Annotated in this window: 15 protein-coding genes and 1 pseudogene; 15 read left to right on the top strand and 1 reads right to left on the bottom strand. The window is 40.0% G+C overall.

Annotated features, from left to right (window positions below; genetic code table 11):
- Positions 1-8: 8 nt before the first annotated feature.
- From DW862_RS10635 to DW862_RS10565, 15 genes are all read left to right on the top strand, one after another.
- Entirely contained in the window at positions 9-632 is a 624-nt protein-coding gene (locus DW862_RS10635; RefSeq protein WP_032581963.1) for a hypothetical protein, read from the top strand.
- Between the two features lie 27 nt (positions 633-659).
- Positions 660-1,067: a hypothetical protein gene (locus tag DW862_RS10630; protein WP_004327383.1), complete on the top strand. Its 408-nt coding sequence runs from the start codon at positions 660-662 to the stop codon at positions 1,065-1,067.
- A gap of 37 nt (positions 1,068-1,104) precedes the next feature.
- Complete coding sequence (locus DW862_RS10625) at positions 1,105-2,298, top strand: hypothetical protein (RefSeq protein ID WP_005794414.1); 1,194 nt, start codon at positions 1,105-1,107, stop codon at positions 2,296-2,298.
- Between the two features lie 19 nt (positions 2,299-2,317).
- Positions 2,318-2,692 carry a hypothetical protein gene (locus DW862_RS10620; RefSeq protein ID WP_005794411.1) on the top strand — a complete coding sequence of 125 codons (375 nt, stop codon included), beginning with the start codon at positions 2,318-2,320 and terminating at the stop codon, positions 2,690-2,692.
- 2 nt (positions 2,693-2,694) lie between these two features.
- The gene (locus DW862_RS10615; RefSeq protein ID WP_004326777.1) at positions 2,695-3,018 is read left to right on the top strand and encodes a hypothetical protein; all 324 of its coding nucleotides are present in this window, start codon (positions 2,695-2,697) and stop codon (positions 3,016-3,018) included.
- A 3-nt stretch (positions 3,019-3,021) separates the two neighbouring features.
- Positions 3,022-3,552 (top strand): hypothetical protein, encoded by a 531-nt coding sequence (locus DW862_RS10610; protein WP_004326776.1) that lies wholly within the window; start codon positions 3,022-3,024, stop codon positions 3,550-3,552.
- Entirely contained in the window at positions 3,549-3,944 is a 396-nt protein-coding gene (locus DW862_RS10605) for a hypothetical protein (RefSeq protein ID WP_008775834.1), read from the top strand. The genes DW862_RS10610 and DW862_RS10605 overlap by 4 nt, the downstream gene beginning before the upstream one ends.
- A gap of 23 nt (positions 3,945-3,967) precedes the next feature.
- A complete protein-coding gene (locus DW862_RS10600; protein ID WP_004326773.1) occupies positions 3,968-4,531 on the top strand; it encodes a hypothetical protein in 564 nt (187 codons plus the stop codon).
- Positions 4,532-4,632: 101 nt separating this feature from the next.
- Positions 4,633-5,091: a hypothetical protein gene (locus DW862_RS10595; protein ID WP_004326772.1), complete on the top strand. Its 459-nt coding sequence runs from the start codon at positions 4,633-4,635 to the stop codon at positions 5,089-5,091.
- A 62-nt stretch (positions 5,092-5,153) separates the two neighbouring features.
- Complete coding sequence (locus DW862_RS10590; RefSeq protein WP_008775833.1) at positions 5,154-5,375, top strand: hypothetical protein; 222 nt, start codon at positions 5,154-5,156, stop codon at positions 5,373-5,375.
- Positions 5,376-5,392: 17 nt separating this feature from the next.
- Positions 5,393-10,867 (top strand): replicative DNA helicase, encoded by a 5,475-nt coding sequence (locus tag DW862_RS10585; protein ID WP_120068092.1) that lies wholly within the window; start codon positions 5,393-5,395, stop codon positions 10,865-10,867.
- A complete protein-coding gene (locus DW862_RS10580; protein WP_005794401.1) occupies positions 10,864-11,376 on the top strand; it encodes a hypothetical protein in 513 nt (170 codons plus the stop codon). Before DW862_RS10585 ends, DW862_RS10580 begins: the two co-directional genes overlap by 4 nt.
- Positions 11,377-11,972: 596 nt before the next feature.
- Complete coding sequence (locus DW862_RS10575; protein WP_005794398.1) at positions 11,973-12,287, top strand: Rha family transcriptional regulator; 315 nt, start codon at positions 11,973-11,975, stop codon at positions 12,285-12,287.
- Between the two features lie 9 nt (positions 12,288-12,296).
- The gene (locus DW862_RS10570) at positions 12,297-13,022 is read left to right on the top strand and encodes a KilA-N domain-containing protein (RefSeq protein ID WP_004326766.1); all 726 of its coding nucleotides are present in this window, start codon (positions 12,297-12,299) and stop codon (positions 13,020-13,022) included.
- A gap of 9 nt (positions 13,023-13,031) precedes the next feature.
- Entirely contained in the window at positions 13,032-13,463 is a 432-nt protein-coding gene (locus DW862_RS10565) for a hypothetical protein (RefSeq protein WP_004326765.1), read from the top strand.
- A 113-nt stretch (positions 13,464-13,576) separates the two neighbouring features.
- On the opposite strand, the pseudogene DW862_RS10560 reads toward DW862_RS10565, so the two are convergent.
- Positions 13,577-13,941, bottom strand: a pseudogene (locus DW862_RS10560) (hypothetical protein); the annotation flags it as partial.

The raw sequence follows: 13,941 nt of genomic DNA, 5'->3' as shown, positions 1-13,941 counted from the left end.
TAAACACGATGGAACAAGAAAAAATCTTATCCACATTAAGCGAGAAACTTGGAGAAACCAGTTTTTCACCGCAGACATTACAGAAGTATGTAGAACTTAATCCCGTAGCCGAAGGTTCGGAGCCTGACGAGGCTTATTGGAACAAGGCTGTGAATTTTCTGAAAGGGATGCAAGGACAGTACAACCATGATGTCGCAACCAGAGTTGAGGACTTTAAGAAAAACTATAAGCCCCAACCGACTCCCCCGACACCTCCAACTCCACCGGCACCACCGAAAAACGATGATGAACTGGAGAAGAAGCTGAAAGAACTGGAAGCACGTTTAGATGCAGAAGACAGCAAAAAGGTTCAAGCTGACCTGCTAAAGAAGGTTACGGCTGCAATGAAAGCCAAGCAAGCGAATGATGATTACGTATTGGGCAAGACTTTGCAGGGGGTAACTTTCGATACCAAGAAAACTGTGGATGAACTGGTTACTGAATTTCTGCCAAAATATGATGCAGAATATAAGGCGTGCAGGGGTTATGGCACCGCCCCAAGAACTTCTGACGGTTCAGGTGGAACACAACACAATGCAGCCAGCAGATACTTTGAACGTAAAGGCAAGAAGGAAGGCTGGAAGAAGAATTAAAATTATTAACTCTAAAACAGTAAATGTATGGGAACAATGGGTAACACGTTTGATGTGAACACCGTGAAATACGGACATGCCCGTAAAGTGTGGCGTGAAATCCGTCACCGTTATCCGGGCGGTGGTATGGTGAGCAACATTTCCGATTGGGTTGCGGTTGGCAAGATTCCTGCCGGTACAGCTGTGAAGTTTGATCTTTCAGGTAAGACATTCACCGCTTATACGGATGCACAGATCAAGGCGGCTGAATCAGATATTACCACTCTTGGCATTAATGGTTATTTGCAAGAAGATATTCTTGTAGCCAGTGGCAACACAAAGGCCAGTGGGACAGTAGTCTATGCCGGAGAGATTTATCAGTACATGTTTGACGAAGAAGTGGTCGCTATCCTGCAAAAGATTACTACACTTCCTCAAATTGTATGGGTGCAGTAAAAGAATTTGAAAACAACATTTAAAATACGACAATTGTATGAATACACTTCCTATTGATTTGTACAAGGTTATCGAGTATGGGCTTGGTGGGGACACTTGGCAAGAATTTATTGACCGTTACAAGGAGAAGTATGACCTACTTCAAATTGATGGTTTTGAATTTGAAGCAACCAAGTTGGATTATACTTTCTCCCAGCTTATTACGAGCCTCGGCGTGAAAACGCTGCCAGCTTACGTTGATCCGGAAAGTCCGGGTTATGAAGCTGCATTGGGAGAACTCGAAGGAAGGACGGGTAATATCCCGACTCAAAAGAAGTTCTACCGTTTGAACCGTGTGACTGTGAGACAACAATTGCAGCTGTTGCAACGGGTAGGCATGTCCGCATTGACGGAAGAGATGCAGAATGTGTTCTTGGGCTTGCTTGATGAAAGTGCTGACGGTCTTATCGGATCGTACTACAATGCGCTTACTCACCAGCGAATGAGAATTGTTTCCACGGGTAAGTTCACTATTGATACTGATAACAACCCACGTGGTTTGAAGGGTATCACTATTGACTTTAATATCCCTGAAAACCATTATCAAGTATTGGCCGGCACAAGCCGCTGGTGGACTAAGGATGAACATATTCCGGCAAATCAAGGCTCTGCCTCTGATCCGATTATGGATGTAAAGAACAGAGTGAAAGAGATTCGCCGCAAATATCATTATTTGGGCAAGATCAGGATGGAGCTGGCGCAGGACTTATGGGATGATTTAATGACTCATACCACGGTTCTTAAACGTATCGGCCATTCCCTCTATCCGACTGTGACGGATGATAGTACGGTTATTGCCAATGCACAGAATGAAGATGAAGACCGCCTGAAAGCCATTTTCAAGAAACTGGTTAAGGTGGATGAAATCGTGCCACGTGACAGCTATGCTTTTGTTGACAAGCCCGGTAAGGATGCGGACGGACAACCTGATCTTATCACTGAACAAGTGGAGAACTTCAAGGCCACCAATATTGCCTTTATACCAGTAGGTCAGATCGGTACTATTCAAGGTGTGGAGCCTTTGACTTTGGGATATGAGGCAAACAAGGTTGCTTCTTATGACGGTGGACGCTTGAAACTGACACAGAGAGCCAATCCTGAAACACATTCAATCTATATTGAAAGTGAAGCCGCCCAAATGTGTGTGCCGAGAATGCCACAGTATATGTTCATCTCTACTGTAACTGTGTAATTCTTAAATTCATGCAAGAATGAATGAGGAACTTTCTCATACGGAAGATATGACCATTGAGGACTTTTTGAGTGGCGCAACTGCTTATGAAATAGCGGACAACGCCCTCAAAAGGGTTCTTGTCAAGCGGAAAATCGCTTTTGGAACAATGGTAAGTGAACTGACCGAAAGGCAGCTTGATCTTGCCACTGCCGATATTTACATGTGGTGTGCAAGCACTCCAAGCAGTAAGAATGATACCGAAGACAGTGACGGGGGATGGAAGCATAAGGAAGGTGGTTGGCAGACCAGTGCATACGACAAGCGGCAACTCCGTGAAATGGCGAAAGAACTGTATGAGAAATGGGATGAAGAAGTTGTAAAGGGCACTAAAATCAGAATAGTCAATTTTTGAGTATGAAAGTAAATAATCCACGGCATCCGCACAAATGTACTGTTTACCGAATTATAGGTGAGGATTCTTTCAGTGATGGTGAGAAGGTGATCTTGTATGAAGGTATATGCCGAAAGGAAGGTAGTACAAATTTGCGGACATTCAAAACCGATAATGTGATAAAGAGCGATTATCTGTTGAGCCTTCCCGGAATTGTTGAAGGAATATTGGCCGGTGATCTGATAGATGTCACGGACAGACAAGGCACTTTCACTCAATGTATGGTTACTGATAGCTATGCCGGAAATTTGGGAACAACTGTGTATTTCAATCTTGCAAAAAATTAACGCATGGATAACCGGAGCAATGAAGTATTGTTTGATGAAGGAATAAGGAAGGCAAAGGAGCTTGTTTCAGGATATATCTTTGATGTCTTGACTAAATGCTGTGAAGAACTTATCCAAGATGCACTTGATAACAAGTCAGGCTTTCGGAATCTTACGGGTAATACAATAACCAGTTATGCGTGCGGATTATTCATGGACGGTAGATTTTCCTATTTCGTTTGTAGTGGAGATTCAATGAAACAACCGGTGAGAGTAAAGCTGACTAAAGGTGAAACATTTGTAGGTGTCAGTTATGATAATCAGAACAGACGTTTTACTGGAACAATAGAAACTGATAAAGGTTATGGCGAAGCATTCTCCTTTGATTTCTTGAAAAGATATAAGTCGGAATCACGTAAAGGATTTGAGATAGTAATGTGCACGGGTACTGAATATTCAACCTATTTGGAGAATGTGTTGAATGCAGATGTTCTGACCGGAACATTTCAAAGGGCACAAAATACATTATTCAAGAACTTTAAACCAATGAAATGATGGGACGGACAGTTTATAGACGTATGGATATATTAAAACAAATCGCTGATGCAGTAACCGGCATTGGTGAAAAGGTTTTCATAACAGATCGTCCGGCTGCTGAACAAAAGGCGATGAAGGACTTTGTTGTTATCCGGTTGCCACAAACTATCCAAGATAAAGGAAGTACCTACCAAGACACTTACTGTCAGATAAACGTTTTTGCGCATGATCGCTCAAACGGTATTGAGAATACAGTCCGTTTGGATGAAATGCAAATGGAAGTGGTTTCAAAATTTCCAATAGTGACGGAATTGTTTTCAGCTGTAAGTCCACGATTGCTTCCCGGAGGAAATGACGGACTCGGTTTTCATTCCTTAATAATACAAGCGAAGCTAATAATAAACAAATGACACAAACTTAAAAAGATACGATTATGGCAGAGATTTCTATTACTACCAAACTGGAAGAGTTAAAGGTGCTCTTTAATCAGATGAAGGAGGTTTATTATGTGTCCAAAGTCAATAGTGACCTCGCAACTTTAGCGGCTTTTGATATGGAGCTGCCGGTACTCTCTGACGGAGTTACATTTGATACCGGAGCTGCCGATGTTTCCAAGATCAAGTTGACAACCGGAGCAACTTGGACTTCTATTGCTAATGCTGGAGATTCCGATATTCAGTTTCAAGTACCTTCCGTGGCAGGAAAGATCAATGACTTGTTACTGAACAAGAAAGCGGAAACGGTGACTATGACTGCTACCATTGATGGTGAGACTTATGAAGGTGAAGGTTACAATATCGAACCGAAGAAAGTAATCGGAGGACTCTTCATGCGTAGTGAAGACCGTCAAACAGCCTTGTTCTTACCGAATGTTGAGGGGTATAGCAACTTCGTCAGCGAGCAGGATAAGCCGGGGTACTTTAATGTATCTGTTTCTCCGTTGAATGATGCTAAGGGTGCCTCTATTTACATTTTACGTAAAAAAGTGTCCGAATAAAAAACTTAGGATATAACACTTTGCAAAATTCATATCAGCGAAAAGGTGGTGAGCTACTTGATACCGGCCACCACCTTTTTTCGTATAAAACACGATAAAATATGACAAAGAAGAATGACATAACACTTCCTACACCGGAGGATGAAAGGCTATTGAATGATGTGTTGGAAGACAGTGTGGACTATGTGGAAGTCCGAGGAAAGAAATATGGTATTTCATGGCTGAAAAGAGGGACTATACGCAAATTCACCAGTACCATGCAGAAATCGGGAAATGATGATAAGATCAGTTGCCAATGTGCAGCCGCTATCATTTTGAACGGATATTGGAAGATCAAGTTCTTCTATCCTTTCTTGTGGCGATGGTTCTTTTATATCAAACAATATGGAGATCATGAGCTGATGAAGGTTATAGCCGTCGGCAAAAAAAAAATTCCAGTGGAAGACTACTTGACTGCTACCATATATCTGACCGCGATGAAGGACACGATGATGACAATGACAAAAGAGGAAGCAGAGCATATCCTTCACGAACCAGCTACGGACAAACGTGGGAAATAGGCAAGTCCTATCCGTGGCTGACAGAGCCTTTGAGAGTATTTGGGATTCCAATAAGCAAGCCCTTGTTTGGTATTTATTGGGTACTTACAAATGCACAAATTGAACTATTGGCAATGGATGTGTCTATTGTGGTTACAGATTGTGACAAGGACAACAAGGAAAAGAAGCACGATACGAAGAACTTCAAATCCCCTTCCGTAAGCGAAATAGAGGATGCTGCCAAACGCTGGAAAGATAAGTATGGCAATGGAGAAACAGCAATTAACATTAATGATTATAAGTAACACAAACACAATAATATATGGCTGATCTCGGTAATTTATATTTTGATATACTGTTCCGTGATAAGACAGCGGAACAACGTAAAAAATTGAAAGCGGAAATCACCAAAGACTTGCAGGCAAAACTTGATGTGGGTTTTGACAAGAAGAAGTTGGTTGGTGATATGAAGACTTTGCTTCAAAGTGAGAAGTTTAAGATCAATGTGGTAGTGGATAAGGCCAGTACCACACAAGCTGTTCGTGCCGCCTTGCAAGCCGCCGGTTTGAATACAAACTTTACAGCAAGTGATTTACGCGCCGCCAAAGCCGCAGCCATTCAAACCAAAGCGGAGGCTTCTGCCGCAGCCGCACGTGAGCTTGCGCGACAAAGAGCCGCACGTGCCGCCAAAGCGGAACTGGATTTGGCTAATGCCCGTGAGAGATCAGCCAATGCAGCAAGACGTCACATGACAGCCACTCTCAATATGAATGGAGCAATGAACAGTCAGTTGAGTATTGTCGGACAACTAAGAAATGAATTTTTAGGGCTATACTCCATTTATGCGGCACAAAATTTTTTACGTGCGGTGGTTGATATTGGTGGTGAATTGGAGAATCAGAAAATTGCAATGGCCTCTATCCTGCAAGATGAAGGCAAAGCTACGACCATATTCAATCAGATTAAGAAACTGGCTGTTGCTTCTCCGTTCGGGGTTATGGACTTGAATCAGTATGCCAAACAACTTTCCGCGTATTCTATACCATACAATGAATTGTATGATACCATGAAAAGGCTGGCTGATATATCGGCCGGTGTAGGTGTTGATATGGGACGTATCATATTGGCCTACGGTCAGATAAAGGCTGCTAAATTCTTGAAAGGAACGGAATTACGACAATTGACGGAAGCGAACATTCCTATGGTGGATAAACTGGCCGAGCGATTCAGTAAGTTGGAAGGCCGCATTGTCAGTGCCGGTGAAGTGCTTGATATGATCTCGAAAAAGAAGGTTACGTTTGAGGATGTAAAAGATGTTCTTTGGGAACTTACGGATGATGGTGGTATGTTTAATAACATGCAGGAAGTTCTTTCAGAATCAGTTAAGTCCAAATGGAAGAACTTGGCTGATGCGATTGACATTATGCTTGGTGATATTGCGGAGTCAACGGGTAGTACATTGAAATGGACTGCCGAAAGCCTTACCACCCTTGCTCAAAATTGGAAAGAAGTTGTACCTTTTATAACAGCGGCCACAGCTGCGTTTGGAACATATCGGGTTGCGGTTTATGCAGGATCACGTGCCATGGGAGTGGCAAATGCTACATTAATAAAAGGAACACTCGCAGCTAAACAAAAAACAGCAGCGGATTTAGTGATGGCTTCCAATTACCGCACTTTAACTGCCGCTGAAAAAGGATTGATTGCTTCAAGAAATGCTATGACTACCGCAGAATGGAGGGCATTGGCTGTTAGTGGCGCATTGAACAAAGAACAAGCGTTGAGGTTGATAACACTTGGGAAAATTAAATCAGGTCAGGCAGGACATATTACCCAATTACTTAATATATCAAAAGCTGAACTTCAAGTGGCTATGTCAGCTGGAAAAGCTCGTGTGGCAATGACAATGCTTAGTTATGGAGCCAAACAAGTTTGGACTGCTTTTAAGGGTTTGTTCAATCCATACATGTATTTGTTCGCTGGACTTTTTGCCATTACTGAATTATGGTATAAGTCCGGGCAAAAGGCTGACGAAATGAACGAGCGTATTTCCGAGCTGACAACAAGAGCACAAGACGGTTTCAAGAATTTAACGAAAGAAGCTCAAAAATTTGCTGATGTTGATCCTTTTAAGGCGAATGATGCCTCACTGATTTCTTCCATTGAAGAAATGAAAACAGCATTAAAGGATTATTCTCCAGTTTGGGCAAACACTTTTAATGAAACGTTTAAGACTGATGATGAAGGAAATACGGTTAAAAGCCTTGCAGAACAATATATATTGCTTCGGAATGCTTTGAATGATACAAAAGAGGCTTATAGATTGTTGAATGCCATAAAAGGTACGTCTGAACATGCCAATGAAGCGACTGACGGTTATTTTGATGACAGTTTTCTTGAAAATATCAATGACTACATTGATGCGGAGGAACGGGTAAACAAAATTATTGGCCGCATGTCAGGCAGCTATATCGAGTATTCCACCGCCATGCAGAAAGTTATAGCCAAACATGGTGATTTTGCCAAAGCCGCTTCGGGTAAACCGCTGAAAGAACAGCTATCCATTCTCAAAGAATACCCCAAAGCATTGGCCAGCCTGAATAATGAGTTGCCTTTCACTGGAGGATATAGAGATGATATTTTTCAATTGCGGAAAGCGTGGAAAAACTCTAAGCGTATTTATATGGAAGATGTATTGCCGGATATGAAGGACTTCCTATCTGGGTACAAGTCGAGGCTGAAAGCTGCCGGCTGGGATTTGGAGAATTTGAGTGATGCGCAGAAAATAGCTATCGGTTTGGATATAAGTTCTTTCTTTGATACGTTCGAGAAGATGCCGAAATATATGCGAGACTTCTTTAACGAGAAGACTCTTGAAGAAGAGTTCAATATCAAGATTAATGCTGAATATACAGAAGCCAGTCAAAGTTTTTCTGATTTGCAGAAAAAGTTCAATGAAGCCACAGATGGGCAATTTGAAGCCCAAATAAAGGTTTCCACAGATTCAGAGAAAATCATTGAAGGAATACAAAAAGGATACAAGGAAGCTAAAGAGACAACAAATCAATTGAAGCCGGTATTGATTAAAGCCGGAATAGATTTGTCAGGTATTGGAGCTATTGACTTGTCAAAACTTCCCGACTGGCAGAAGCAAATTGTATCAGATTATAAAAAGGCTTTCGACACAATGCAAGCCGGTGAGAAAGGAGCTAAAGAAATCGGTTTTTCTCTCACTGATCCAAATAAGGATAAGAGCAAAAAGGATGCCTTTGCCGAAAGATTGAAAGAACGGGTAAACTTACTAAAGGAGGCATATTCTGAATATAAGAAGTGGACTGACATTGTTGGAAAGGGAGAAGCTGCCAGCAAGGTTAAAGAATCGGGTATTTTTGATTCCTTATTTAAAGGTAAAGAACCGGTGAATATTGTAAATTATCGGGATGAATTGAATAAGATTCTTAACCAGCTTGACGATAAGACCAAAGAGCGTAGGGAATTGAAAGTCTCTATACGGAAAGTGCTTTTGGATATTGATGCCAACGCTATGAAAGAAGCTTCGGATAAGGCCACAAAGGAACTTGAAAGGTACGTGTCTGATGTTTCAAAGAAATGGGATATATACAAGCAGCTTATCAATGCCGGTGCAAGTAAGAAGGATGCTTCAACTTATGCTTTTGGTTTTTTGACTGATTATGAGAATGAAGCGCAATATTTAATAGATACAGTACAAAAGAAACTCAAAGAAAAGGCTGTTGATCTTCCATTCACTTTGAGTGACGATGAAGCAGAAAGTATATTAGGAGGTAAAGACAGCCCATTATATAAGCAATTTTTTAAGGTGTGGAAGGATGCTAAAGAGGCATTTGAGAAAGATAAGGTAAGTATTGCACTTGATGATACAAAGGTTATTGCCAATGCAAGATCAACGATAGAAAAGATACGAATATTAAGTGAACAGTACGCATCAAAGACTGGATTAAGTGTCGGAAAAAATGGGGAGTTGGTTGGTGATACGTCAGGTCTAAACAATGTTCAGAAGGCTTATCTTGATGAATATAATAAGAAGCTGATTGAATTAAAATCGACCTTATTACAATTGTTACCTGAATGGGAGAAAATATTTGGAGATAAAGAGCAACGTTCATTCTCTGATTTGAAAGAGGCTGAACGTATCGCAAGGGAAATCAAGAATAATGCAAAGGTTTCCTATGATAGCGATGGAAAGCCCAATGGATTTACTTCTTTTTTTACGAAAGATGATGGTAGTATTGAAAATGTTAAGGGTGCTTATTCTTTGTTGGATAAATTGATAAAAGCCATCCCCCAGTTGCAAGATGCACAGTTGGCTGTAAATCCATTCAAAACCTTAGCGAAGAATGTAAAAGAACTTTTTACTTCTGAAAAAAACAGCGACAAACTGGAAAAGAAAATCGGACGGTTGGGAGAAAGTGCCGCTGAAAGTGCTGATCTTGTCGGCAATTTTGCAGGACAGATGTCTTCCATGTTCGATGCTTTGGGCAATGAGGGTATGGCCGACACGATGGGTAATGTGCAGGATGCCATGTCTTCTATAAGCAATATCGGGCAGGGATTCGCCAAAGGTGGAATCGTTGGTGGTATTGCTGCCGCTGCTGGTGAAGCTGTAAATTGGATTGGGAAGATAGCACAAGCGCATGATAAGAAACTCGATAAGGCTATTGAAAAGAGTAAACTTCGTGCTCAACAGTTGCAATATATATACGAACAAATTGACGGTATTCTTGAACGTTTTTTGGGCAGTGGCACGGAACTAAAACTTGTAGATGCAGAAAATGACCGTACCCGGTTGAATCAATTAAATAATCAGATTGGGGCAATACGCAATAAGGGAAAGATCAACATCTTCGATTTGATGTCTTTGCAGAAATATAAGCAGGAAGCGGAAAAACTTCAAAAACGTGTTTCGGCATACGATGAAGGTGGTGCATACGGGTATCAACGTGCCTTGATGCAAGAACAACTTTCAGAATTGGAGAAACAACGGCAAGCCGAAATTGACAAGAAGAAGACGGATGATAGCAAAGTGGCTGATTATGAGAATCAGATTGCGGAGATGAAACAGCAAATAAAGGATTTTGCCGAAGAAACGGCTGAATCTCTTTATGGCATTAATTTGAAAGACTGGGCTTCACAGCTGGGAGATGCCTTGTATGAGGCATGGCAGAAAGGCGAGGATGGTGCCGAAGCTTTCAAAAATAAGGTTGCCGACATTATGGGTGATGTTATGAACTCCATTCTCAAAATAAGTATTTTGGAACCGGCCATGCAACAGCTTCAAAAGATGCTTTTCGGTGAGGATGGAATGAGTGGTTATTTCGGCAAGGATTTCTCTCTTGACGAAAAGGAGTTGGAAAGTATTGCGGACTATCTAATGGGGGTAAGTGAGAAAACCGATGATTACTATTCCATGCTTGACAAACTGAATAACTATATGGAAAAGAAATATGGTATCAGTATGAAGGAAGAGGAAGAAGACAGTGGAAGTGGTTTATCTAAAGGCATACAGAATGTTACTGAAAATACCGCTAACCTTTTGGCTTCTTATATAAATGCAATCCGGGCTGACGTGAGTGTTAAACGGGAGTATGTGCGCAGATTGGTTGAAGAATTGTTCCCGGCCTATAATGTAATAGCACAAGCACAATTACAACAACTGACAATGATACAGATAAATACAGCAAAGAATGTGGAATTTGTGGAAGAAATCAGGGATATACTACATAGGAATATAAACGGTGTAAACAAGTTTAATATATGATTATGAACAGATTGAATAGTGAATTGAGAGGCCATGCCGTATCGTATGGCCTCTGCACACAATGGCAAGGTGACTGGCAAAACAATAAAAGCCAGCAAGAATTGATCGGAATGTATATACGGGGCATTGATTTTTGTATTGAACACGATTATCCGACGGTGGAATATATAAAAGGCAATTTTGACCGGAGTCTGCTTCATCAAAACCATATTTTTGTTGATGAACCAGTAATCGGAGGCGACAATGGTGTATATGTACTGAACGGTAAATGTTCAGGCAAACTTTCTTTCGGTAAATTTACAGTTGTTACTCTCCATTTGCGGCATGATAGTGAATTGACTCTTGAAGTGGAGGATTGTGCCAAAGTTTTTGTAAGTGTATATGATCGGGCTAAACTACATGTAAGGCAAAGCGATGTGGCTAAAGTTTATGTATATGTTCATGGTGGAAACTGTAAAGTTGAAACCGATGGCAATGTCATGGTAAGATATAAAATGAATGGGGATTAACATGTGTTTTGCAACATCCTTATTTATAGCCTTTTATATTCCTATATTATTTGAACGGTATCATAAATGACAATCAACATCTCGCCACAATACGGTAGATACGCGCATTATTTATATTATGTCTAAATTTTAGAGTAAATATAACTGTTTTTATTTACCGATTCTTACCGTTTGTTACTGATGTTTACCGAATTTATTTTATTGATTTTTAGGTTGTTGTATGGTGAAAATATCGTCTTTATATTTGCGCTGGAAACAATGTTGTAAGGTTCATTACGTGGTTGTCATGAACTGGAGTAAAATATTATAGGGCATTCTCTTTGAGGCAGACAACCACATTAAGCTTCATCGGGATTTGCCCTTTCTCTTTACTATTATGTCAAGCGTGACTATTATATTAAGGAGGGTTCAGTAGGTACGAGTAATGGCGTATTGGGGTTCGATTCCCTGCCTACTACAAGATCGGACAAAATAATTCCCCAAAAGCGGAGATGTCCGAGCCGCTGATGGGGAAAACATTAACTTTATAGTGCAAAGATATGGAAAATTTTAATCAGTTAATACCTATTGATGAGGGAAAAGGTAAAAAAAGAACAATGACCTCCTTACAGATTGCAGAAATTACGGGCAAAACTCATTCAAATGTAATGCGAGATATTCGCAATATCCTTGAACAACTGGAAGATAGACGACAATTCAGTTTTGAATTATCATCAAGACCTCAACCTATGCCAAACGGTGGAAGCAAAGAAGTGTCTTGTTACATTCTCACCAAAAAGGATTGTCTTCTTCTCGCAAGTGGTTATGATGCAAACTTACGAGCCAAAATTATTAATCGTTGGGAAGAACTTGAAGAAAACAAGCGTGAACTTTCCCGTAAAAGGGAGAAATCTTTGTTAAGTAAAATCTAAATTTATAATATGAAAACAAATCAAGAAATGGTGCGATACATTGATAGTTTTTCTGTGGTTCAGCGCACGAGTGATGGTTATTTTGACGGAACTGAATTGCTTCGGCAGTGGAATAATGTAGAAGGGAATCCGAGAAGGCAAATGAGTAAATTCTTAGAATCTGATAATACATCAGAGTTTTTGAAAGCTCTTGCAGAGGATGAAAGCCATAGAGCAAAAATGCTCATTGGTGAAAATCAACTACTTATAAAAGTTAAGGGTAGAAATACGAAAGAAGGCAAAACACCCGATAAAGTTTGGATGAATCCGCTTCTGTTTATCAAATTTGCTATGTGGATAAATCCGGCTTTTGAAGTCAAAGTATTACGGTTTGTGTACGATGAAATGATTCGCTATCGAAACGATGCCGGGGATGCTTACAAAGAACTTGGCTCTGCCGTTCAGAAGATAGTTCCTAAAGAGTTTATGCCGAAAGCAATGCAAAAGGTTGGGGAAGCATTGAATTGGGTTGTGTTTAACTCACATGAGAAAATGCTTCGCAACAAGCAGGGTGATGAAAGCAAACAACGCGAACTGTGGCAGCTTGAAAAGAAGGTGGCTGATTTAATCAACGAGGGATTCATTACCAACTTCGATAATTTAATATCATACCTTAGAAAACAATATTCAAAAAGGAACTATCCTGCCGTGTTCCAATTACAGCAAGAAAATACAAATTTTATCCACTATAAATAATAAATCAATATGGAATTAGTAGAATTTATGAGCAACAAAGAATGCGTTGTAGAAACATTCAAAGTAAATGGTCTTATTGCAAAAGACAATACGGTAACAGAGAAAGGTTTAATGGCTATACAGTTCTATTTAGATATGATAGAGCAAAAGAAGCCAGAATTAGAAAATTGTCAAACGGCTTATATGTCATGTAGTGAGGTGGAGGAATGGGAAAAGAAAAACGCTGCGGCTTCGGTAAGTTTTGACAGCGGAGGGGTAGTCGAGTTTCTCCCGATAGAAATGTTCTCAAAAGATGCTAAAATAGAAAAGGGAGGTGGCATAAAAGGTATGCTTATTTCAATGTGCGATTGCGCATGTGAAGATGAAATATCCGAAATAGTATCTTCAAATGATGAAATTCGTAAATTGAGAGATGCGCTTAACAAATATCTCGAAAGCTGAATACTTTTGGCTAAGAGTGGCAAAATGCACAAAATAAAATTGGGCTGACTTTGGAGCCAGCCTAATTATAATTTATACGCGAAAACATTAGCCAGATTATGTTAGCTCAATATTTAATGGTAGTCAGCGTTAAAAGACGTACTAATATCTTTATATTTAGAATATAATTTGATTTTATAGATATTATATGTTCCACGACCATTAAGTATAGACTTATCTACGCTTTTATTTGCGGATTTAAATATAAAATAATAATTACCATAAGGGATTGTAGTTTTATATTTTCCCGTATTGTCAATCGTACAACTATATTTTACTTTATTTGATTTGAGAATATCAACCAAACATATAGCTAATTCACTTTCTCTCCTAATTTGTTCTTCAGCGGAAATGTAAAAGTCATATTCTTTTAATTTGGCTATTGCTTGTTCTTGCCCAACAAGTTCTTTCCATTTGATGTATTGTAACAAAGATTCAT

Source organism: Bacteroides sp. AM37-9 (assembly GCF_003603455.1).
Taxonomy (GTDB): Bacteria; Bacteroidota; Bacteroidia; order Bacteroidales; family Bacteroidaceae; genus Bacteroides; species Bacteroides xylanisolvens.
The sequence above is the reverse complement of the archived record's forward strand: the minus strand, read 5'-3'. Positions and strand labels throughout refer to the sequence as shown.